The organism is Tateyamaria sp. ANG-S1 (genome assembly GCF_000814025.1).
GTDB lineage: Bacteria > Pseudomonadota > Alphaproteobacteria > Rhodobacterales > Rhodobacteraceae > Tateyamaria.
In genome coordinates this window covers 18,162-41,391 of the sequence record NZ_JWLL01000014.1, presented here as the reverse complement: position 1 = coordinate 41,391, position 23,230 = coordinate 18,162, and the positions used below count along the sequence as shown (strand labels likewise).

Annotated in this window: 19 protein-coding genes; 8 read left to right on the top strand and 11 right to left on the bottom strand. The window is 61.6% G+C overall.

The features are described from left to right. Window positions 1-54 precede the first annotated feature (54 nt). The gene (locus RA29_RS19520) at window positions 55-477 is read left to right on the top strand and encodes a heme-binding protein (protein ID WP_039689203.1); all 423 of its coding nucleotides are present in this window, start codon (window positions 55-57) and stop codon (window positions 475-477) included. Here RA29_RS19520 and RA29_RS19515 read toward each other — a convergent pair. The 5 genes from RA29_RS19515 to bhcA form a co-directional block, all read right to left on the bottom strand. Beyond that, entirely contained in the window at window positions 474-1,448 is a 975-nt protein-coding gene (locus RA29_RS19515; protein ID WP_039689201.1) for a glyceraldehyde 3-phosphate dehydrogenase NAD-binding domain-containing protein, read from the bottom strand. The genes RA29_RS19520 and RA29_RS19515 overlap by 4 nt on opposite strands. Window positions 1,449-1,470: 22 nt before the next feature. Beyond that, window positions 1,471-2,436 (bottom strand): iminosuccinate reductase BhcD, encoded by a 966-nt coding sequence (bhcD, locus tag RA29_RS19510; RefSeq protein WP_039689199.1) that lies wholly within the window; start codon window positions 2,434-2,436, stop codon window positions 1,471-1,473. Between the two features lie 97 nt (window positions 2,437-2,533). Beyond that, complete coding sequence (gene bhcC / locus RA29_RS19505; RefSeq protein ID WP_039689197.1) at window positions 2,534-3,697, bottom strand: 3-hydroxy-D-aspartate aldolase BhcC; 1,164 nt, start codon at window positions 3,695-3,697, stop codon at window positions 2,534-2,536. Window positions 3,698-3,700: 3 nt separating this feature from the next. Beyond that, window positions 3,701-4,675 carry a beta-hydroxyaspartate dehydratase BhcB gene (gene bhcB / locus RA29_RS19500; RefSeq protein WP_039689195.1) on the bottom strand — a complete coding sequence of 325 codons (975 nt, stop codon included), beginning with the start codon at window positions 4,673-4,675 and terminating at the stop codon, window positions 3,701-3,703. Continuing rightward, window positions 4,675-5,868, bottom strand: coding sequence for an L-aspartate--glyoxylate aminotransferase BhcA (gene bhcA, locus RA29_RS19495; RefSeq protein ID WP_039689193.1), 1,194 nt, complete (start codon window positions 5,866-5,868; stop codon window positions 4,675-4,677). The genes bhcB and bhcA overlap by 1 nt, the downstream gene beginning before the upstream one ends. Window positions 5,869-6,031: 163 nt before the next feature. Between bhcA and bhcR the strand changes: the two genes are divergently transcribed. The 7 genes from bhcR (at window position 6,032) to RA29_RS19460 (ending at window position 14,464) form a co-directional block, all read left to right on the top strand. Continuing rightward, on the top strand, window positions 6,032-6,880 hold the full coding sequence (gene bhcR, locus RA29_RS19490; protein WP_039689191.1) for an HTH-type transcriptional regulator BhcR: 849 nt from the start codon (window positions 6,032-6,034) through the stop codon (window positions 6,878-6,880). Window positions 6,881-6,988: 108 nt separating this feature from the next. Beyond that, window positions 6,989-7,639: a helix-turn-helix domain-containing protein gene (locus tag RA29_RS19485; protein WP_039689189.1), complete on the top strand. Its 651-nt coding sequence runs from the start codon at window positions 6,989-6,991 to the stop codon at window positions 7,637-7,639. 201 nt (window positions 7,640-7,840) lie between these two features. Next, complete coding sequence (locus tag RA29_RS19480) at window positions 7,841-8,770, top strand: glutamine amidotransferase family protein (protein WP_039689187.1); 930 nt, start codon at window positions 7,841-7,843, stop codon at window positions 8,768-8,770. A 1-nt stretch (window position 8,771) separates the two neighbouring features. Then, window positions 8,772-9,446: a protein glxC gene (locus RA29_RS19475; protein ID WP_039689185.1), complete on the top strand. Its 675-nt coding sequence runs from the start codon at window positions 8,772-8,774 to the stop codon at window positions 9,444-9,446. A gap of 11 nt (window positions 9,447-9,457) precedes the next feature. Further along, a complete protein-coding gene (locus RA29_RS19470; protein WP_039689183.1) occupies window positions 9,458-10,795 on the top strand; it encodes an FMN-binding glutamate synthase family protein in 1,338 nt (445 codons plus the stop codon). A gap of 49 nt (window positions 10,796-10,844) precedes the next feature. After that, the gene (gene glnT / locus RA29_RS19465) at window positions 10,845-12,173 is read left to right on the top strand and encodes a type III glutamate--ammonia ligase (protein WP_039689182.1); all 1,329 of its coding nucleotides are present in this window, start codon (window positions 10,845-10,847) and stop codon (window positions 12,171-12,173) included. Between the two features lie 518 nt (window positions 12,174-12,691). After that, on the top strand, window positions 12,692-14,464 hold the full coding sequence (locus tag RA29_RS19460) for an ABC transporter ATP-binding protein (protein WP_039689180.1): 1,773 nt from the start codon (window positions 12,692-12,694) through the stop codon (window positions 14,462-14,464). Window positions 14,465-14,809: 345 nt separating this feature from the next. On the opposite strand, the gene RA29_RS19455 is transcribed toward RA29_RS19460, so the two are convergent. The 6 genes from RA29_RS19455 to RA29_RS19430 all read right to left on the bottom strand — a co-directional run bounded on the left by RA29_RS19455 (window position 14,810) and on the right by RA29_RS19430 (window position 22,939). Beyond that, on the bottom strand, window positions 14,810-16,105 hold the full coding sequence (locus RA29_RS19455; RefSeq protein ID WP_039689178.1) for an arylsulfotransferase family protein: 1,296 nt from the start codon (window positions 16,103-16,105) through the stop codon (window positions 14,810-14,812). Further along, window positions 16,102-17,592, bottom strand: a complete 1,491-nt coding sequence (locus tag RA29_RS19450; RefSeq protein ID WP_052249805.1) for a sulfotransferase — start codon at window positions 17,590-17,592, stop codon at window positions 16,102-16,104. The genes RA29_RS19455 and RA29_RS19450 overlap by 4 nt, the downstream gene beginning before the upstream one ends. Beyond that, complete coding sequence (locus RA29_RS19445; RefSeq protein ID WP_039689176.1) at window positions 17,589-17,846, bottom strand: hypothetical protein; 258 nt, start codon at window positions 17,844-17,846, stop codon at window positions 17,589-17,591. Before RA29_RS19445 ends, RA29_RS19450 begins: the two co-directional genes overlap by 4 nt. 260 nt (window positions 17,847-18,106) lie before the next feature. Then, window positions 18,107-19,234 carry a DUF4185 domain-containing protein gene (locus tag RA29_RS19440; protein WP_052249804.1) on the bottom strand — a complete coding sequence of 376 codons (1,128 nt, stop codon included), beginning with the start codon at window positions 19,232-19,234 and terminating at the stop codon, window positions 18,107-18,109. Window positions 19,235-19,511: 277 nt separating this feature from the next. Then, on the bottom strand, window positions 19,512-21,050 hold the full coding sequence (locus RA29_RS19435) for a DUF2723 domain-containing protein (RefSeq protein ID WP_039689174.1): 1,539 nt from the start codon (window positions 21,048-21,050) through the stop codon (window positions 19,512-19,514). A gap of 83 nt (window positions 21,051-21,133) precedes the next feature. Then, on the bottom strand, window positions 21,134-22,939 hold the full coding sequence (locus tag RA29_RS19430; protein WP_082029637.1) for an AsmA family protein: 1,806 nt from the start codon (window positions 22,937-22,939) through the stop codon (window positions 21,134-21,136). Window positions 22,940-23,230: the final 291 nt, after the last annotated feature.

Here is a 23,230-nt window from a genome sequence, read left to right as displayed (position 1 = left end):
CATGGGCTGCCCGGTTCTGGCCGGGCGGCCCGATGATTTCCCGAAGGACTGAACATGGACCTTGATCTGGCCAACGCACTGATCGCGGCGGCGCTGGAATATCGGCGCGCGCACAACATGAAACCGCTGACCATTGCGGTCATTGATGCGGGGGGCCATCTGGTGGCGCTGCAACGCGAGGATGGCACCAGCAACCTGCGGGCTGAGATTGCGCAGGGCAAGGCGAAGGGGGCGGTTGCCATGGGTTTGGGCTCGCGCGCGCTGTTTAACCGGGCGCAGGAGCAGCCGTACTTTATTGATGCGATGAATGCGCTGAATGGTGGCGCGCTGGTGCCGGTGCCGGGCGGTGTGCTGATCCTGCGGGATGGCGTGCTGGTCGGTGGGATCGGCATCACGGGTGACAGTTCAGACAATGACGAAGCCTGTGCCATTGCTGCCATCGAGGGGCAGGGGTTGGTCGCCGATACCGGCGGTTAAGCCGTCATCGCACGGGCGACGTCGATCATCCGCGCGGAAAAGCCCCATTCGTTGTCGTACCAGCCAAGCAGGCGCAGTTGCGTCGCGCCGATCCACTGGGTTTCGGGCAGGGCAACGATGAGCGACTCGGGTCGTGCGCGCAGGTCGGATGAGACGCAGGGGTCATGGGTGATGCCGATGACCGGGTTTTCCTTGAGGCACGCATCGAGCGTTGTGGTTGCGTCTTCGGTCGGTGTGTCGCGCAGTTGCAGGACGGCATCGACGGATGACACGCTGATGCAGGGCACGCGGACAGCCGAGACGCTGAGCCGCCCGTCTATCTCCGGCAGGATGCGTGCGATCTGGTTTGCAGCGCTGGTTGTCGTGGGCACCATGGACACCGCCGCCGCGCGGCTGCGTTCAAAGCTGGGGCCGGGGGCGTCTACTGTCGGCTGGCTGCCGGTGTAGCAGTGGATTGTCGTGATGTGTCCGTGGGTGATGCCGAATGCGTCGTCCAGCGTTTTGAGCAGGGGCGCGATGGCGTTGGTGGTGCAGGAGGCGTTGGAGATGATGCGGGCGTCGGTCAGTTCGTGGTCGTTTGCCCCTAGCACGATTGTCTGATCGGCGGCGTCGGAGGGGCCTGAGATCAGGACGCGGTTGGCGCCGACTGTGAGACCGCGTGTCGCGATGGCGCGCGTGCCTGCCTTGCCGGTGCATTCCATGACGATGTCGACGCCCTTCAGGTCGAGTGTGGACAGGTCCGGTGTGTTGGCAAATGGGATGCGCTGCCCGTTAATGACCAGCGCGTCTTGTTCGGATGTCACCTCACCGGGAAAGGGGCCGTAGACGGAATCGTAGCGGAAGAGGTACGCGCAGGTGTCGAGCGGCGCGATGTCGTTGATGCCGACGATTTGGACGTCCTTGTGCCCCGACAGCACTTGCCGCAGCACCGTGCGGCCGATGCGGCCGAACCCGTTGATAAAGATCTTCACTGCCTTGGCCTTTGTGATCGCGTCAGAAGTCGACGTGGATTGCGATACCCTTTTTCTCGGCCAGGTCAACAACGCGGGCGGCGACGGCGAGGTCCTGGAGCCCGACGCCGGTGCCGTCGAAGAGCGTGATGTCAGTGTCGCCCGAGCGCCCCGGATGCGCGCCGTTGATGACGGCGCCGATCTGGTGGATGTCGGATGCCTCGATCAGCTCGGCGGCGATGGCGTGCTGCGCCTCACCGATGGAGACGGACTGCGCCACCTCGTCGGTAAAGACAGTGGCGCGGGCAAAGAGGGCGGCTTCGACCTCTTGCTTGCCCTTGGTGTCAGTGCCCATGCAGGCGATGTGGGTGCCGGGGCTGACGTGGTCGGCCATGAGCGACGGGGCGAAGGCGGAGGTGATCGAGATGATGACGTCGGCATCGACCATGCCGGGCAGGTCGACCGCTTCGAAGGGGAGGCCCGCCTCTTCGGCGACCTTCGCGATGTTGGGCAGCATGTCGGGGTGGTAGTTCCAGCCGATGACCCGTTCGAAGTCGCGCTGTTCGAGGGCGGCCCGCAACTGGAACGTGGCCTGATGGCCCGCGCCGATCATGCCGAGGACTTTCGCGTCGGGGCGGGCGAGGTGTTTGATGGAGACTGAGGAGGCAGCCGCCGTGCGCAGGGCCGTCAGCAGGTTGCCCCCGACCATGGCGGCAGGTTTGCCGGTGTCGGGGTCGAACAGGAACACGGTGGACTGGTGGTTGATCAAATCCCGCTTTTCCAGGTTGTGGGGCCAGTAACCGCCTGCTTTCAGACCGAGCGTCGCGCCCGCGCGGTCAAAGCCGCCCTTGAAACCATAAAGCGCGTCCTCGTGCCCGATGGCCTCGCGTACGACGGGGAAGTTGTAGGCGTCCTCCGCCGCCATCGCGGCAAAGACCTGTTCTACGGCGTCGAAGGCGGCTTGCCGCGTCATGAGGTCGGCGATGTCTTTTTCGGGCACAATCAGCATTTGGGTCAGTCCGTTGGTCAGAAAAGGGGGCAGGTCGGGCCTGCCCCCGGTAGGTGTGGCCCGGTGACGGGCCATTGGGAGGATGAGGGGGTCGCGCCTAGAACGCCTTACCGCGCGCCGAGATGGGCCAGAGCGTTTCGACCTTGCCGTCCCGCACGCCCACATACCAGTCGTGGACATTGGCGGTGGGGTCGCAATGGCCGGGGACAAGGTGCAGCTTGTCGCCCACCTTCAGCACGCCATCGGGGTCGGCCACGACGCCATGTTCGTCGGAGCATTTGACGTATTCGACGTCTGTACGCCCGAAGATCACCGGCAGGCCGCTGTCGACCGATTGCGCCTTCAGCCCCGCATCCACGATGGCCTTATCGGCCTTCGCGTGGCTCATCACCTGTGTGAGGATGAAGAAGGCGTTTTCCCACTCACCCCGGTCGATGCGGTTGCCGTCCTTGTCCAGGATGCGGCCGTAATCGGCGTCCATGAAGGCGTAGGAGCCGCATTGCAATTCATTGTACACGCCCGAATTGCTTTCGAAGTAGTAGGAGCCGGTGCCGCCGCCGCCGACGATGTCACATTCCAGCCCCTTGGCTTTCAGCCCATCGACAGCGTCGCGCACCATGGCAATGGCAATGTCGATTTTCTCTTTGCGGTCGTCGTAGCTGTCCATGTGCTGCATGGCGCCTTGGTAAGCTTGAATACCCGCGAATTTCAGGCCGGGGGCGGCGTCGATGGCAGAGGCGATCTCGACCACAGCGTCGGTGGTCGTCACGCCGCAGCGCCCGGCGCCGCAGTCAATCTCGACCAGACATTCGACGGTGGTGCCGTGTTTCTGGGCAGCGGCGGACAAGTCGGCCACGTTTACGATGTCATCGACGCAGCAGATCGTGCGGGCGCCGAGTTTGGGCATGCGGGCCAGCCGGTCGATCTTGGCCGGGTCGCGGACCTGGTTGGAGACAAGTACATCTTTGATGCCGCCACGGGCGAAGACTTCGGCCTCCGACACCTTTTGGCAGCAGACGCCGCAGGCGCCGCCCAGCTCGACCTGCATCTTTGCCACGTCGACTGACTTGTGCATCTTGCCGTGGACGCGGTGGCGCATTCCGTGCGCCGCTGCGTAGTCGCCCATTTTCTTGATGTTGCGTTCCAGCGCGCCCAAGTCGAGGACCAGCGCGGGCGTCTGGATGTCGGCGGCGTCCATGCCGGGCTGCGCGGGCACGTCAAAGCCCACTTCGAGGGTGTTGAGGTTGACAGGTGCGTTCATTGGTCAGTCTCCCTTGATCCAGGGCAGCGTGTCGAGGTCGACATTGCCGCCGGTGATGATGACGCCCACGCGTTTGCCCGCGAAGCGTTCCTTGTTTTTCAGGATGATGGCTAGGGGCACGGCGCAGGACGGCTCCATCACCACGCGCAGGTGCTTCCACGTCAGTTTCATCGCGTCGATGATCTCATCCTCGGACGCGGTGAAGATGTCGGTGACGTGGTTCGATACGAAATGCCAGGTCAGTTCCTTGAGCGGGACAAGCAAGCCATCGGCAATGGTCTTGGGCGCGTCATCGGCGATGATATGGCCCGCCTTGAAACTGCGATAGGCATCATCGGCCTGTTCGGGTTCGGCTGCGATGATCTCGACCTCGGGCGCGAGTGTGGACAGTGTCAGACAGGTGCCCGATATCATGCCGCCCCCGCCGATAGGGGCCAACATCATGTCGAGCCCGTCGGTCTGTTCCATGAATTCGCGTGAACAGGTGCCTTGGCCAGCGATCACACGCGGGTCGTTGTAAGGGTGTACGAAATCGCCGCCCGTTTCCGCCTGCACCTTGGCAAAGGTTTCTTCGCGCGAGGTGGTTGAGGGTTCGCATTCCGTGATCTGCCCGCCGTAGCGGCGGACGGTGTCTTTCTTGGCCTGCGGTGCTGTGCGCGGCATGACCACGTTGCAGGGTATGCCCCGGCGCATCGCGGCATAGCTGAGGCAGGAGGCGTGGTTGCCGGAGGAGTGGGTCGCGACCCCCTTGGCCGCGTGTGCGTCATCGAGGCCGAAGACCGCGTTGGTGGCACCGCGCACCTTGAAGGCGCCCGGTTCCTGGAAGTTTTCGCATTTAAAGAAGAGCTGCGCGCCGGTGAGTTCGTTGAGGTAGTCCGAGGTGCGCACCGGGGTGCGGCGGATATGGGGCGCGATGCGGTCGTGCGCGTCGAGCATGTCCTGATAGGTCGGAATGATCATGTCGGTCATATCCTTCATCACGCGGCATCCTTCTGTACGTTGGCAGCACCGTGCGCGCGGTAGACCTGTTGCGCAGCAGCGACGCCGGACCCGAGGGTGATGTCGAGGCTCAGATCGGCCATGCACATCTCGGCCGTGGCGATGCCGGACAGTGCCATCACGTCTGTCAGGCTGCCCAGGTGGCCGATGCGGAACACCTTGCCTGCGACCTCTCCGAGCCCGCCGCCAAATGCGACGCCGTATGTTGTAGCCGCGTGGCTGACGATGCGGCTGGCGTCAAAGCCCGCTGGTGTGCGGATTGCGCTGACCGTGTCCGAATAAAGATCAGGAGAGGCGGCGCAGAGTTCAAGGCCCCACGCCGACACGGCCGCGCGTACGCCGGAGGCGATGCGGTGGTGGCGGGCGAACACGGTGTCGAGCCCCTCGCTCAGCAACATGGTGCAGGCGTGGCTGAGCCCGTTCATCAGACCCACGGCTGGGGTGTAGGGGTAGGCGCCCGCCGCGTAGCCATCGGCCATGTCGCGGATGTCGAAGAAGGTGCGCGGCAGTTGGGCCGAGGGTTGGGCCGCCATGGCTTTGGCGCTGAACCCGACGATGGCGAGGCCCGCGGGCAGCATGAAGCCCTTTTGCGACCCGGTCACGGCGACGTCGACACCCCAGCCGTCAAACTGGAAGTCGATGGAACCGATGGAAGATACGCCATCCACGAACAGAAGTGCCGGGTGGTCTGAGGCGTCCATCGCGTTGCGCACTGCCGCGATGTCGGACGTGACACCCGTGGCTGTTTCGTTGTGCGTGGCGAGCACCGCCTTGATCTGGTGCGATGTGTCGGCGGCGAGGATCTCTGCAAACTGTGCGTGGGGGATGCCGTGGCCCCAGGGCGTTTCGACCACACGCACGTCGAGCCGGAGGCGCTGGCACATGTCGATCCAGCGGTGCGAAAACATCCCGTTGCGGGCCGCCAGCACAGTGTCGCCGTGGCTGAGTGTGTTGGTCAGGGCGGTTTCCCAACCGCCGGTGCCGGTGGCGGGGAAGATGAACACGTCCGCTGTTTCGGATTTTAGCACCTGACGCACACCATCGCGGGCGGCGTTGAGGATGCCGCCGAAGAGCGGCGAGCGGTGGTCGATGGTCGGCATGTCGCATGACTTGCGCAGGCTTTCGGGAATGTTCGTCGGTCCCGGAATGAAAACGGGGTTCTGAAAACTCATAGCGCCCTCCTATCTGCACCTCCTTTCTACGACAGGGCCGCGACGCATGAAATTTTTGCATGAAATATGACCAGGGTCGGAGCGCTGCTGAAATATGCTTGAGAAACAGGCGCTTGTATTTTTCATATTGCGAAATACATTTTCACAAATGTCGGAGGATCGTATGTCGGGCGCGCAAAACACCCAGGAGAATCCCCGTCGTGCCCGTGGACGGCCAAGGGGATGGGACGACAAGACCGAGCAGAACACGATCAAGTCGCTCGACAGGGCGATGGAGATTTTCGAGTACCTCAGTGCGGATCAGGGCAAGACGCTGTCGCAACTGGCGTCGGAACTGAGCCAGTCGCCCGCAACGGTCTACCGGGTGCTCATCACGCTGGAGGCGCGCGGGCTGGTAGAGTTCGATCCCGAGGAACAGCGATGGTATGTGGGCGCGCGGGCCTTTGTCATTGGGGCGCGGTTTTTGCGCCGGACCAGTCTGGTGGACCGGGCGCGGCCCATCCTGCGCGCCCTAATGGAGCGCACGGGCGAAACGGCGAACCTGGGGATCGAAAAGGGCGGCATGGTGCTGTTTCTGAACCAGGTTGAGACGCATGAGAGCATCCGCGCCTTCTTTCCGCCCGGCACGTTGTCGGACATGCACGCCTCGGGCATCGGCAAGGCGCTGTTGGCGTTCATGGATGAGGACCGGTTTGGCCAGTGGCTAAAGGGGCGCAGTCTTGAAACCTTCACCGCGCATACGCTGGTTGCGCCGGACGCACTGGTGCAAGAGTTGCGCCGCACCCGCGCGCGGGGATATGCAATTGACGCAGAGGAGAAGAACCTGGGCATGCGCTGCATCGCGGCCCCGGTCTTTGACATGTATGGTGAGGCGGTGGCCGGTATCTCGGTGTCCGGTCCTGCGACGCGGATGGGGTGGGATGTGACCGAGCGTATCAGCCGCTCGGTTGTCGACGCAGCACGGGACCTGACACGCGCTGTCGGGGGGTCAAACCGTCACGACGCCGGGTGAAGACGGTATGTTGCATTAAACGGGCGCGCGGAGTTCCTTTTACCTTTCCCGAATTTTTCCTATCAGGAAAACAATCTGGCCCAGCATGGGCAGCAGTCTGGCAGCGACATGAACGAAAACGACAAAGTTCCGGCGCCGAAGCTGACCCAGGATCCGCATTCGATGCGGTCGGGCGAGCGCGAGAAGGTGCTGGAAATCGCCATCGGACGAGAAGTCCGCGCGCGGCGCAAGCAGCAGAACACCACAGTAGCGGAGCTTGCGCGCGTGACCGGGCTGTCGATTGGCATGCTGTCGAAGATTGAGAACGGCAACACCTCGCCATCGCTGACCACGTTGCAGCTTTTGGCCGATGCGCTGTCCGTTCCGCTGACCAGCTTCTTTCGTCAATTCGAAGAACGGCGCGAGGCGGTGCACACGCGAGCGGGGCAGGGCGTTGAGCTGGACCGCGAAGGCACGCGCGCCAACCACCAATACAGTTTGCTCGGGCACATCGGGGCCAACGGATCCGGCGTCATTGTCGAGCCGTACCTGATCACCCTGACCGCCGAATCCGACGTGTTCCCGACCTTCCAACATGGCGGAATCGAGACGATTTACATGTTGGAAGGTGAAGTCGATTACCGGCATGGCGACCGCGTGTATCCGCTGAAGCCCGGCGATACGCTGTTCTTTGACGCCGATGCGCCGCATGGGCCCGAGCATTTGGTCCGCCTGCCCGCGCGCTACCTGTCTGTTATCAGCTATCCGCAGGTCAACTGACCCGGGCCGTCAGACCGGACAATTTCAAATCGGAACGGCTTACTGTCGGTCATAACCGATAAGCTTTGGCAGCAGTCCCGTGCCCTGAATTTCAGCAGATATTTGCATGAAGGGAAAAAATATTTCCTCATGTTCTTGTTGATGGGACGGTTTCTGCCTAGCCTACAGCGGCAATGACACACGCTGGGAGCGCTGACAGCCATGTGCGGAATCGTCGGACTATTCCTGAAGGACCAATCGCTCGCGCCGCAGCTTGGGCACATGTTGACCGAGATGCTGATCACCATGACGGATCGTGGGCCGGACAGTGCGGGCATCGCGATCTATGGCGACGAGGTAGAAGGCCATGTGAAGCTGACGCTGCAATCGTCGGGCCCCGAAACGGATTTTACTGCGTTGGACGCGGAGCTGGGCGCTACGCTGGGCACCCATGTCACGCAACGGGTGATCGACACGCACGCAGTGCTGCACATCCCAAGCGATCAGTTCGACGCGGCACAAAAGGCGCTGGCAGAGATGCGACCCGGAGTTCGGGTTATGAGCCGGGGCGACACGCTTGAGATCTACAAGGAGGTGGGGCTACCGCGTGACGTGGCGGCGCGTTTCGACCTGAGCCGCATGAGTGGCACGCATGGGATCGGGCACACACGCATGGCAACTGAATCCGCTGTGACGACCATGGGCGCGCATCCCTTCAACACCGGCAGCGATCAATGCCTCGTTCACAACGGGTCGCTGTCGAACCACAATGCGCTGCGCCGAAAGCTGCGGCGCGAGGGCGTGACGATCCAGACCGAAAACGACACCGAAGTGGGGGCGGCCTACCTCACGTGGAAGATGATGCAGGGCGCGACGCTGGGAGAGGCATTGCAGTCGGGCCTCGATGACCTCGACGGCTTCTTTACCTTTGTCGTTGGCACGAAAGACGGCTTTGGTGTGCTGCGGGATCCTATCGCCTGCAAACCGGCTGTGATGGCGGAAACGGATCAATATGTGGCCTTCGGCAGCGAATACCGGGCGTTGGTCAACCTGCCCGGTATCGACATCGCGCGCGTGTGGGAGCCTGAACCGGCGACGGTCTATTTCTGGTCTCACGCTGATGGGCAGACCATCCACGACAAGGCGGCCTGAGATGCAGACCTATGACCTGGAAGCAGACGGGTTGCGGGGGCTCAACGCCGCCCTGCACGCCCAAACGAACCAGACCCGGTGGGAGATTATCAACCCCAAGGGCAGCCATGCCATTGCCGTGGGCCTCGACGCACCCATCGACGTGACGGTCAAAGGATCCACGGGCTACTACTGTGCGGGCATGAACCAGCAGGCAACCGTGCGGGTCGAAGGGTCCGTAGGGCCGGGTGTGGCGGAGAACATGATGTCGGGTGAAGTGATCGTGGAAGGCGACGCCAGCCAGTACGCCGGGGCCACCGGCCATGGCGGGCTGCTGGTGATCAAGGGCAACGCCAGTTCACGCTGCGGCATTTCGATGAAGGGGATCGACATCGTCGTGCACGGCAATATCGGTCACATGTCCGCCTTCATGGCGCAGGCAGGTACTTTGGTGGTGTGCGGCGATGCGGGCGATGCGCTGGGGGACTCGCTCTATGAGGCGCGCCTGTTCGTGCGTGGATCGGTCAAAAGCCTTGGTGCGGATTGCGTCGAAAAGGAGATGCGGCCAGAGCATCTTGCCTTACTGGAAACCCTGCTAGAGCGCGCTGGTGCTGATGCGAAAGCGGAAGAGTTCACGCGCTATGGCTCGGCGCGAAAGCTTTACAACTTCGATGTCGACACCTCGGCGGCGTATTGAAGGAGAGGGGGATGACACAAACGGATGACACCACACCGCGCACCGTTCCGATCCAATCGGAGACCTTCAGCAACGCGGTTAATGCCGAAATCCGGCGGGCGGCGGAAACTGGGATTTACGACATCCGTGGAGGTGGGGCGAAACGGCGTGTGCCGCATTTTGACGACCTGCTGTTTCTAGGCGCATCGGTCTCGCGCTATCCGCTCGAAGGATACCGCGAACGGTGCGAGACATCGGTGACGCTGGGCGGGCGTTTTGCGCAAAAGCCGATTGAACTGGATATTCCCATCACCATCGCCGGGATGAGCTTTGGCGCTCTGTCTGGACCCGCCAAGGAGGCGCTCGGGCGCGGCGCCTCGGCCGCGGGTACGTCTACGACGACAGGGGACGGCGGTATGACACCCGAAGAACGGGAGCATTCGGACAAGCTGGTCTATCAGTACCTGCCATCGCGCTACGGCATGAACCCCAATGATCTGCGCAAGGCGGATGCTATCGAAATCGTGGTCGGGCAGGGGGCGAAACCCGGTGGTGGCGGCATGCTGCTGGGGCAAAAGATCAGCGATCGCGTGGCCGAGATGCGTACTTTGCCCAAGGGGATCGACCAACGCTCCGCCTGTCGGCACCCGGATTGGACCGGGCCGGATGATCTTGAGATCAAGATCCTCGAATTGCGCGAAATCACCGGCTGGCAGGTGCCGATCTATGTGAAGGTCGGCGCGACGCGGCCCTATTACGACACGGCGCTGGCGGTCAAAGCCGGGGCCGACGTGGTTGTCATGGACGGGATGCAGGGCGGCACGGCCGCCACGCAGGATGTGTTTATCGAAAATGTCGGCATCCCGACGCTGGCCTGTATCCGTCCAGCCGTGCAGGCGCTGCAGGATCTGGGCGTGCATCGCGAGGTGCAGCTCGTGATCTCGGGCGGCATCCGCAACGGTGCTGATGTGGCCAAGGCGATGGCCTTGGGCGCGGATGCCGTCGCCATCGGCACTGCCGCACTGATCGCGTTGGGCGACAATGATCCCAAATGGGAGGCCGAGTATCAAAAGCTGGGCACCACCGCTGGCGCCTATGACGACTGGCATGCGGGCAACGACCCCGCTGGCATCACGACGCAGGATCCGGCGCTCGCCGCGCGGCTTGATCCGGTTGATGCGGGGCGGCGGCTGCGCAACTACCTGAAGGTCATGACGCTTGAGGCGCAGACCATCGCCCGCGCCTGCGGTCACAACCATCTGCACAACCTCGAACCCGAAGACCTGTGCGCCCTAACGATGGAGGCTGCCGCCATGGCCCGCGTGCCGCTGGCCGGGACCGATTGGTATCCCGGCAAGCCGGGGTTTTGAGCAGCGCGGTTTTGCATTTCAGACATTAATTGAGAAGGGAGAGCGCATCATGACAACGGATCTGGCCGCTTTCGCGCAGGACAACGGCGTCAAATACTTCATGATCTCGTTCACCGATCTGTTCGGCGGGCAGCGCGCCAAGCTGGTGCCAGCGCAGGCCATCGCGGACATGCAGGACGAGGGCGCAGGCTTTGCCGGGTTCGCCACGTGGCTCGACATGACCCCTGCCCATCCCGACATGCTCGCCGTGCCGGACCCGTCGTCGGTCATTCAGCTACCGTGGAAACCCGAAGTGGCCTGGGTTGCGGCCAATTGCGTGATGGAGGGCGAAGACGTCGCCCAGGCCCCGCGCAACGTCCTGCGGCGGTTGATTGATGAGGCAGCGGCACAGGGCTTGCACGTCAAGACAGGGGTCGAGGCAGAGTTCTTTCTGCTGACACCGGACGGAAACCAGATCAGCGACCCCTTCGATACGGCGGAAAAGCCCTGCTACGACCAACAGGCGGTCATGCGCCGCTATGACGTCGTGCGCGAGATCTGCGACTACATGCTGGATCTGGGCTGGGGGCCGTATCAGAACGACCACGAGGACGCGAACGGCCAGTTCGAGATGAATTGGGAATTCGACGATGTCCTGAAGACCGCCGACAAGCACAGCTTCTTCAAGTTTATGACCAAGTCGGTCGCTGAAAAGCATGGGTTTCGCGCAACGTTCATGCCGAAACCGGTCGAGGGTCTGACGGGCAACGGCTGTCACACCCACGTCTCGGTCTGGGACGCGCCGGGCGATGCCGCGACAACCAACGTCTTTGCGGGCGAGGGGGACGGCCCCACGGGTGAGGTCGGCCTGAGCGCCGAGGGCAAGCATTTCCTTGGCGGGATTATGCAGCATGCCACCGCAATGGCTGCAATCACCAACCCGACCGTCAACTCCTACAAACGGCTCAACGCGCCCACCACAATGTCGGGGGCGACATGGGCACCGAGTACCGTGACATGGACCGGCAACAATCGCACGCACATGGTCCGCGTGCCCGGCCCCGGCCGCTTCGAACTGCGCCTCGCGGACGGCGCAGCGAACCCGTATCTGTTGCAGGCTGTCATCATCGCGGCCGGGCTTTCGGGACTGCGGGACAAGGCCGATCCGGGCAAGAGGCTGGACATCGACATGTATGCCGAAGGGCACACAGTCAAAGACGCGGCAAAACTGCCGCTCAACATGCTGGACGCATTACGGGCCTACAACGACGATGCCGCGTTGAAGGGGATGATGGGCCAGGAGTTTTCAGACGCCTTCCTGAAGCTCAAACATCAGGAATGGACATCATTCGTGTACCATTTTTCAAGCTGGGAAAAAGAGAACACGCTCGATATCTGAGGCGCCCACAGTCTGGGGATCTGCGCTACTGTTTTTCAGGGTTCTGGTTCATTGCCAGTATACGCCTGTTCTCGTCCGTCTTTGATGCGGCCGCCATATACCGTAGCCAAACATCTGACCAGCGGACACCAAGGGGATCAAAATGGCATGGGCCATTCGAACAGTGATAGAGTCGATGATGCTATGGCAGGCGAGGGAAGCTGAAGGAGAAAAAGGGGGAACGGCTGGGATGCAGTGATGAAGTCTGAAACTGCCGACTTTTCCCATGGCTTGCGTATGAACCCTGCATGCAACAAACATCTATCCGACGGTAACAAACACCGTGGAGGACCAGGCGAACGTGTTACCACTGCACCTCAGAAACAAGTGAAGCGGGCAAATACCACAAGAACGGCTACACGGCCGTACTTCTGAGCGCGCGCGCTGCATGATGCCGCGTCACGTGCGTTTCGACTTTACAGCATGTAGTTTAATGCCTAGCTGTCCATCCTTGTCCAACGGAACCAGAATGTATCTGCATGTTTGAGAGCACGCTCGACAAATTGAACAGCAGACTGATCGTCCGCCTGCTGCGAGAAAACTTCCGCCTGCAGGTAAAAAACTATTCCATCGCCATGGTCGCGATGGTCGGTATTGCCGCGACGACTGCGCTTACCGCCTGGATCATGAAGGACATCATCGATTCGATGATGGAGTCCGGCAATCGGGCACAGGTCTTTGCCGTAGCAGCGTCTGTTGCTCTGATTTTTACTGTCAAAGGGATCGCGACATACACGCAGACCGTGTTTTTGAGCCGAGCTGGCAACAGCATCGTCGCGGCGCAGCAACGCAGGCTTTACTCTGCCATCTTGAAACACGGCGTATCGTTCTTCAACGAACGGGATTCATCCGACCTTCTGATGCGGGTGACCTACTCTGCCCAAGCCGCGCGAACGGTCGTTGAAACCCTGGTGATGGGCTTTGTGCGCGATCTTTTGACACTGATCGGCCTGATTGCCGTGATGATCTACCAGCAGCCCACGCTATCCCTGTTCTCTTTGATCTTTGGACCCGTCGCGCTGTATGGCGTGCGCCGCATCCTTGTGCGCGTGCGCGATATCATGCAGGCCGAAATGACCTCCATGGCGGAGATCATCAAGGTCATTCAGGAAACGGCGATTGGGATCCGCGTCGTCAAGGCCTTTGCACTTGAGGACCGCATGAACAAGCGGATGGACTCCGCCGTCGCCAATGTCGAAGACCGCGCCAACGCCATCGCGCGGCTTGAGGCGGCCACCAGCCCGTTGATGGAAACCCTGTCTGGGTTTGCAATTGCGGCGGTGGTGGCGCTGAGCGTTGTCAATCTCTTTGGCGAAGAAGCCAGCTCACCAGGGCAGTTGATGTCGTTTGTGACAGCACTCTTGATGGCATATGAACCGGCCAAGCGTCTGGCCCGGATGCGGGTCACGATCGAAGCAGGAATGATCGGCGTTAGCATCATGTATGATGTTGTCGATATGCCCATCACGCTGGTCGAAGCAGAGAACGCGCGGGACCTGCCATCGGGTGCAAGTGCCGTGCATCTGCGGGACGTGCATTTCGAATACAAGGACGATCAGAGAATCCTCAACGGGCTCGACATCGAGTTTCCCGCCGGCAAGACCACAGCACTTGTCGGGCCATCGGGCGGCGGCAAATCCACCATCATGAACCTGATCATGCGCATGTATGACCCCACCACCGGGCAGGTCGAGATCGGGGATGTGGACTTGCGCGAGGCGACCTTGGCCTCGCTCCGCGAAAAGATCGCCTTTGTCGGGCAGGACACCTTCCTGTTCTCCGGTACGATCCGGCAGAATATCGCCCTGGGGAAACCTGAAACGACCGACGAAGAGATCATGGCGGCGGCCAAGGCAGCGCATGCCCATGACTTTATCAGCCAGTTTGACGACGGTTATGACACCATCGTTGGCGAGAACGGCGCCAGCCTGTCGGGCGGTCAGCGTCAACGTCTGGCCATCGCACGGGCCGTACTCAGGGACAGTCCAATCCTGCTGATGGACGAGGCCACAAGCGCGCTGGATTCCGAGTCCGAACATCTGGTCAAGCAGGCGCTGGACGATCTGACCAAAGGGCGCACCACAATCGTGATCGCGCACCGCCTGTCCACCATCATCAATTCCGACCTCATCCTCGTCATCAAGGACGGGCGCGTCGAAGAGCAGGGCGACCTGAACAGCCTGCTGGAAGAAAACGGTCTGTTCCGCAGATTGTATGACCGGCAATATGAAAAGGTCGAGCCGAACACCTGAGAGTGACCGCCTGTCCTCTAGCTTTTCACCTTGTCGCACGCCTCACCACGTAGAATGGTCGCCTGCGTCGGCACTTGATCGAGGTACTGAAAAACGTATCCACCAAAAGCTGGGATAGCGCGCCGAAAGCAGAGGGCGTACGGGTGATTAATTCATTTGCGCCGATAATCATACACGTCATCTCGCCCCATGCCAGGATACCAACGTCGCGCCAATCCCCAACTCGTACGGTATGGTCGGGGCGAATGCTGATCGGCGGCACCCTGAAATATGTATCTGCCGCCACTTAAGGCGACAGACACGCGACATGTGATCTCGTGAACCGTTTCTCAGGCGGTTCGGGACCTACCTGCTCATGGCAATCGTCTCGTTGCAAGAGGGTAGCCCGTTGGTAAAGAAGTCCTCGGGCACGTGGCGGGCCTCGGTCACGATCAGGTTGCTGTCTTCGTCCCACACCATGTCGTGGGTCCAAACAACTTCACCTTCAGCCGACACTTCCAACAGGCGGCCATGTTCGGCTTCGGTCAACAGCAAGTTGCCATTCGGAAGCGTTTGGTGCTTGCCGCGACGCCAGGTGTAGAATGGCTCTTCCTCTGTCCCTTCAAAATCCACCGTGACGCGCCGGTCGCTCGGATCAATCCGCAGGATGCGCGATTGCATGGCCCCCGTCGCGTTGTCGAAGACCGTGATCGTGCCATCGGGCTCAAAATCTGGGTCATGCTGTTTAAACCATGGACCGTGCTGCCACCATTTCAGGATACCTGTTTGGGGATCAACCACAGCCACAAGGTTCGGCTCGCGCAGGCTGAACATCAGATCGCCGGCCTCGAACATCGGGAAGGCGGCAGCCATCTCGGGGCGCAGCATCTCGACATCGTTGGGGTGGAATGGGTCATCCAGATAGGTGACCTGTCCCGCAGCATCATCCGGCATACGCACACGGATGTCGAAGATCGCGCGTTGGTCCCCATCCTTGGCCGCAACAATGTCGGTGCGCAGGTTCAGGGAAAAGGTCTTCTCTCCGGTGGCCGCATCAAGGCGCACCATGTCTTCGCCGTACCAGGTCCAGATGCCCCCGGCACCATCGCGCGTGATCGAGTGGTGGAAACCGCCGCGCACGCTCCACATGGTCTGGCCGCACTGGTCAACGCGCGCAATGGCGTTGCCAACGTCGAATGTCGCAACGATTGAACCATCCTCGAACACCTCCATCCCGTGCAGCATGACGTTCTGCGGCGGCGTGTCGGGGTCAAAGTTTTCGTAGTTGATGGGCCAGCGGTGCACCTCGTCCCCGTTGGCATCCATCAGGCGCACGGCAAAGACCGATGTGTCCTGATCATCGCTGAGCCCGGCAATCAGAACATAGCCCGGCATCCGCTCCGTACCCGGGCGCTGTTCAAATCCACGGTCCGGATCAGGCGTGCCGGTGTCGTTCGGCGCAACCAGATGGCGGGTGGGTTCCAGCCCAATGTCATTGCGCCAGTTCTGCGACACGTCCAGATAGGTCCGATGTGCCTCGCCGATCTGGGGGGCGGGGAACCAGCCCCACCAGGACGACACGATCCCGTAGATCATGGCGATCAACGCAAACGAGACAATGAAGAATCCGCGCGCAAAGCTGTCGGACGACGGCAGTTTCATAGGGTGACCTTTCCAAGTGACGAAGCCTGAGAACAGATGGATTGATTGCACAACTCGGCGTGCAGAATTTCGGCGCGGCGCATCAGATCGGGCGACGCTTTGGGCAAGTCCGGGGCAGGGCGCGGCGCTCGCAAGATCCCGGCCATGGTGGCTATGTCATCCGGGTCCTGGAGCCCGATCGCTGACGCCAGTTCCGGCAAAAGCGCACCCGGTTCAGTGCACAGCGCATCATGATCGACAAAGACGGTCTGCGGCCCGGCAGTGGCCAGGACATGCTGATAGGCGTCGATCCAGTACCGCAGCCAGAAATCCACATGGTCGGCACCCAACGCATCCGCGCGCGGTGCGCCAAATGCGATAGGTCGCAGCGCCTCACCAAATTCGAAATGCCCGATCCCTTCCATGTAGCGACGGGCAAAGGGTTCACGCGCGTGCAGTTCTGCAAAGCGCAGGTGTTGGGTCATCAGCGACTTGACCTGCGCACGCGGATTGCGAATGGGCACCACGATTGAGGCATCCGGAAACACCTGCTCCAGCAGCTCAAGCCGCGCAATGTTGGCATTGTTCTTCGAGATGTAGCGCGCAGCACCTGGCTTGGTGGCCACGACCTTGGCCATATGCGTGCGAAAGAACGCCTCGAATTCATGGTTCCGATCCTCGGGCGCCCACAGATCGATGCGGTCGCCCTCGAAATGCTCAGGCCAGAACGCCATCCACAGCATTTCTTCGAACGCTTCGGGGCTGTCCATGCCGACCTCGATCCCGTCGCCATGCGCCCGCTCGCTCTTGTCTCCGGCCTTGCGGAACGCGCGAGAGAACCCGCCCCACAGCAGCGGGGACAAGGTGAACGGCATATGCTGGTAGGTGGCCGACGCAAATTGCGGCAGCGTGGCCAGACCCTCCAGCATGATGGTCGTGCCCGCACGCGGCAGGGAGGTGATGAAGACCGGCTTCTGCGCCGTGTCCAAGTCGATGCGGCGGCGGTAGAGCTTTGTTTCAAACGCGCCAAGCCGGACCTGCCGGTCCGAGGAGGCAAAGGCGAAGTCATGCAGCGCCTTGTCCATTGGACCGTAGGGCACTTCTGCCCGGTCAAGGGTGTCGGTCGCCGTCTTGCGCAGCTTGTCCAAACCGATCCAAAGCGCGATGGCCGCAAGGGTGGAGCCCAGCAGGAAAGGCCAACTGATTGCAACCGCAATCGCGTGTTCAACGGTATAGAAGCCCAGAGCGGCCCCGCCCCAGACCACCAGAACCGACGCGCCAATCGCTGCGATACCGATGCCGGTGATCCTGAAGAAACCGCCCAGCAATTTGATAGACGCGCGCTGAACCTGCGCCTCTTTCTCTTCCTCGGCGATGTCGCTGTTCATCATCACCGACAACGCCTCTTGCGTCGTGGTCACGATACCACCGGCCACTTGTTGTGCGTGCAGAACACGCAGCACCCAGATGAAAGCGACAAGGCCCAGACACAGGGCCGCGATGCTCAACTCTCGGTCTCACTCGGGGTGGTCTGCATCTCGGCCTTAGCCTTTTTGGCGCGCATCATGCGCTTGACCGGGTACCAGACGAACCCGACCAGGGCGAGCACGAGCGCCGCGATCAGGGCAAGCATCGTGCCGATGGCTGTCAGTCCGGCGCCGGGCCCGACATAGGCCTGTGCAGTCACTGGCAATGCCATCAGTGCGGCGGTCAACACTATGGCCCCATGGCCGCGGTTCAGTACCCAAAGATTGCGTTTCATGGCAACGTCCTCACATGCAACAAATCAAGGTGGCGCGCCCGGCCGAAAGCTCGACAGGGCCACGCCGCTTATGTTGACCAACAAGGTTGTGAGTTGCGCCGCGCGCGACAAGGCAGGGCGGATCCAGCGGCAAAAGCCTGCCAGATCGCGCCCATCCGGCGGAGCATTTTCGCCCGTTTGCTTTCCGCAAGACGACAAGGGGCGAAAGAGCGCCGAAAGCCCTTATGATATGAGCGAAGTCGCGCGAACGCGACCCCGGATCACTCTGCGATCAGGTCAGTCGCGCGACCCTGATCGGTCAGGTTCGTGGCGTCCACCGCAGCCACATCCATGGCACCGCCTTCGACCGTACCCTTCATCAGAAAGACGTTGTAGACGGGCTTCCACTTGGACATCGTGAAGTAAACGGTGTCATCGATAGTCTGGCCCGGCACGATATAGGGGGCGTAAAGACCCGGATACTCATCCGCATGGGCCACGATCTGCGCGTCGGTCCAGGGGCCGGTCATCGTGGGTGCCGTGCGCAGGATGACGGCGCGTTCCACAGGCTCAAGATACATCATCAACCACGATTGATGCGCCTCGCTCCACGCGACCGACAGCTCACCCGCAGGAGCAGGGACCACGGCTTGTGCAGCACGCACATCCGCTGCCCAGCCCATGCCATTCCAGTACTCATAAGCGGCCGGATCAAAAACGTTTTCAGGCGTCACACGGCCAAGGCGCACGCCGCCAAACCGGCCCTGGGGGATACCAAAGACATAGATCATCCCCTCGTGATCCACGTAAGCCACCTGTTCAAAGCCCGTGCCCGCAGGCCACATGGCCGTGTCCGACCGCGTCCAGTTCTGGCCATCGTCGTCGGAATAGGCGAGGCCCGAGCGGCGCACATACCACTTGTCATCCTGCCCCCACATGCGCACCGACATATAGTGCAGCACCATCCGCTCCCCCAGCGAGATGCCGTTGGTCGGGATGACCGTCCATTCAAAGCCGGGGATCTTGGCAGAGCGGATCACTTCCTTGGCCGCACCCGTGGCCGTTTCGATCATGGAAGCGATAGAAAAGTCGCTGGCGGGATCGGGGTTCGCCATGCGGGCCAGCGTGTTGCTGCGCCAATCGCCGCCGTCCGAGCCGTAGGTGTCGCCAAACACCATGAACAGCTCGCCCTTGTGTTTGAACATGTGGCCCAGATCGGTGCCATGCACGTTCCACCGGGCATCTGTGGCGTTCGGAGACGCCGCCCCGGTCAGCTGGTTGACGATCTCGGTATCCACGATGCGCAGACCCGCGTGGGGTTCTGCATCGGGCAGATCAAGGGGAAGGGCAGCCTCGGACAAAGCCATGGTATCAACAGCCTCCATACCTTCGGTATCGGCGATTGCCATGGGCAGATGGCCGGAGCAGGACAAGATGAAAGCGAACAGCGAAACGCCGAACAGAGCAGGGGATATGCGCAAGGTAGAGTACCTTCTATAGCCGGAACACGGTTGTAGTCGGAACGTCTCGGGCGCTTTGGCGATTCGGCTAAGGGCCCGTGCGCAATAGGTGCGGTGTAGCTGTCAACGGATCAAGCGGAATGTCGCTTATATGACGTAATGTAAGAATTGGTGACGAAGCGTCAGCCAGCGTTTTCAACGCTTTGATCAATGGGCGGGCATTTGCCTAGTCCTGCGGCAAACCTGCCGACGCCTCCTGCCGGTCACAGACAAACCCGTAGGCGGGCCATCTCACGGGGTCGGGCTGCTCGATTGGAACCGTGCGGCAGGACAGGTCTGGATTGCGGTGTTCGATCCAGCGCAACATCTGTTCCCCATCCGTGGGGATAACGATACCGCCCACAGGGCCCTCATCCGGGATCGCCTCCTCGGTCCGCCAGGTGACACGGTAGATCGCCGGTTGCGGCACCTCGCCCAACAGCTCGTGATAAAGCGTCGCCATGCGCAGGCCGTAGGACATGGACACGACAGGCTCATCCACAGGCGCCTGCGCCATCACCGTATGAAGCGTGTCGACAAGGTCCGCATAATCCGGTTCGCGCGCATCGAGGTAGAGCGCCATTTGACCGGCCCGAAACACGCCCACCGTCAGCAGAAGCGCCCCGACCCAAGGGAACAGCCGAGGCCAGCGGGCGGTCCACCAGCCGATGGCCGCAATAGCGCCAATCAAGAGCGGCCCCAGCACGGGCAAGTGAAACGCCTGAATGTCATAGGCTCCGTACCAGATCATAAACGGCAGAAAGGCGAGCGCCGTGCCTAGAACCAGCGCGATGCCAGCCCAGGCCTTGTCCCGATGCCGCCAGCCAATGGCGAACTGCAACAGACCCACGGCGATCAGAGGGACGGACACCATGGGATGCGCCTGGCTCAGCGTGCCGAAGAGAACCGACGCTGTCTGAAGCGATTGCAGGCCAGAGCCGTAAAGATCACCGAAATAGGTCCCTGCAATGTAATCCCGCAACTCGGACACCGTGGGCGGCAGGGGCAGATATTCGGAATAGGCGGTCGTCGGCGCGTGCGTCACCCAGGCAAGGTACAAATACTGGCTCGCCCCGACTGCAAGCAATCCAACGACAGCCAACAGCACCCTTGGGCGCAACAGCTGGCGATAATGCGTCGCCATCACCAGCAAGCCGATGGGCGCCAGCATCACCATCATCAGGTGGTTGCCAAAGGACAGGGCATAGATCGCGCAGGCAATTACGAAATACCGCGTTTGCTTGGTTTCAACGAACAGGATCAGCGCAAAGACAATGGACAGGATAAAGGCAAGGGCGAGGGGGTACACCTCCGCCTCTGTCGCCTGCACCGCCATCAAACCGGCGCTGCCCAGCAGGAACGATGCCGCGACACCAAACAGCACGCTGCCCGTCAGCCGCCCCACGATCAGAAAGCTCATGGCGACCGCGACTGCGCCGGGGATCGACGCCAGCGCAATGGTCATCACCCGCCATGGCTCGAACGGCAGATCAAGCGCACGCACCACCGTGCCCATCAAAAGGACAAAGGGATAGCCCGGGCCATGCACCAGAATGGACGTATGGCCGAGGGTCTGGAACTTGGCCGAGTCCCCCGCATTCAGCATCCCGCCAAGTCCAGGGTAGAGCAGACTGGCGTAGTAGATCAGCCAGATCAGAAAAAGCGCTGCGGCCAGCCATGGGCTGCGGGACAGCGGCGCGCGATGGGGTTGGGGACTATCCGACATATGTTCAATTCAACTCCCGATCCGGGGCATGCCCGCTATAAATGCAGGCGGCACCGGACCAGGCACCTATTTTAGTAACTCTATCATTGGCCTACGCGATGCGGCGGAATATGCGCCGCAACTTCGAACTGGGGCACACCCGCCGCAACCATGGGGGTGAAAACAGTGCCGCCAATGCCAAAGGGCAAGTCAACATGGCGTGGCAAATCCTCGGCCGCCGTCTCTTCTGCGGCGGCGAGCTGCGCGTTGCCCACAACGGACACCGCACCGGTTTTCAGACCGACCTCGCCCAGCATATCAATCTCAAGCCGCTCACCCGCGATGGTCAGGCGCGAAATGCGAGCGGTGCCCGCCTCGATCCCCACCTGACCGTCAATCAGGTCGAAATGGGTCCGGCCCGCCGCGGGAATAAGCGGCCCCTTTTCCTTGGTCATGAACTGACGCCCGTTGGCGAGGGTCTGAAGCGTGGCAGTCACATCCCCGCCACTCAGGCTGCCATCCTGCATGGAGGCGGTGAAAGATCCCGACAGGCTGTCAAACAACGCGCCCACCGTCGTCCCGTGCCCGGCAAGCTGCAGATCAGCATCCACCGCCCCCTCGGGCAATTGTGGTGTGCCAATCAGGCGGGCCTGCATCCGACTGGCGATGGGTTGCGTCAGGTTGGTCAGCGAAGCGTCAGACAATGACGCAACCACCGCAACCTCACCCTGTTTCCTGATATCCGTCCGCGCCGAGAGCCGGCCAAGCGTTTCGCTCTCGGTCGAGATGTCCAGCGACAGGCCTGACGCGCGCGCTTCCAGCGACATCGACACCGCATCGATGGTTGCGCCACCCAACGCGATGTCCTGACCAGCGAGGTCAAAGTCGACCTCAAGCCCGTTGAGCCAATCCGTCTCGATCGGGGCCTCCGCCCAGTTGCCGCTGTCCACCTGTCGCATCAGATCGGACACCGCCCCGTCCAAAGAGTGCTGTAAGGCCAGCAGTTCCGGAAAAACACCCTGATCCGAGCCTGCACGCAGAGCCAGATCGCCGGTCAGGGCAATCCCGCTCTGGGAAAAGGTTGCGTCGGAGATACGGATGGCATCGGGGGCAACAGCAAAGTGCCCTTTCACCGTAAGCGGGCTGCGTCCGAACACACGCATCCTGTCCGCGACCTGCCGCAGATCGGCAAGCAAGCTGGTATCGGCGTCCGTGGATGGCTGACCTGTGTCTTGCGCCTGTTCCACGGCGTCAAACCGGATCGACAGGCGCCCATCGCTTCCCGCGTCGGAAAAGGCAAGCCGCGCATCGTCCAGTTGCAATTCCACGACAGCCCGGCGCGATCCCACGACGAAATCACCCTCGACCAGCACGGCATCGTCCGCACCCTGCCGCACGATGGACAGGTTCAGGTCACTCAAGTGCAGCGCGTCGGCCACGTCCACGACCGCATCGACAATCTCGATACGTGCGGGTGTGGTCATGCCGTCCGCCTCACCGGACCACGGACCAAACAGGGCAGACACATCCAACCCGTCAAAGGACAGGTGCGGGCGATGCAAGTGCAGGCTCGCGATCTCCGCCTCTCCCTTCAACAGCGGCGTGGGCCGCAGGGTCGCATCAAGGCGCGCAAGGCTCAAAGCGCCCGCGTCGTCCTCTCCGAAATCAAAGACGGGATCGGCCACAACAACCCGCAAATCCGGGCGCAGGGTCACCGAACTGTCGTCGCGCAACGCGGCATGTTCGCCAGCGATGCGCCCGATCTCGGCATTGATACCGGTGCGGGCAATCGCATCCAGATCGCGCTTGGAAAACAAGAAGACTGCGGTCGCGGCGGTCAGAACAAGAGCGCCCGCTATCAAACCACGGCGCGCCCAAAGCCTGCGCGTGTGTTGATCGTGTTTTGTCATCCTTCTCCTCCCGGCACGCCCGATCCATCGGGCTGCTGAGCGGCAGCGTGGCAGCCATTCAGCGGGTAAGTTGAACCCGTCACGCAGCAGTCAGGACGATTCCTGACGCGGCGCAACATAGATACGGTTCGGTGTGCCGCCTAAACAATGTGTTCGGCCAGCGTTGCTGCATTTGCAGCATGTTTTCCGGCCTTCTGCCGCCGATGGTCACTGCAATTGGGCACATCCCTGCCGATGCTCAACAGGGCCAGGGAACGGATTTGCAACCCCGTTGTTTTTGCAGACACGGTG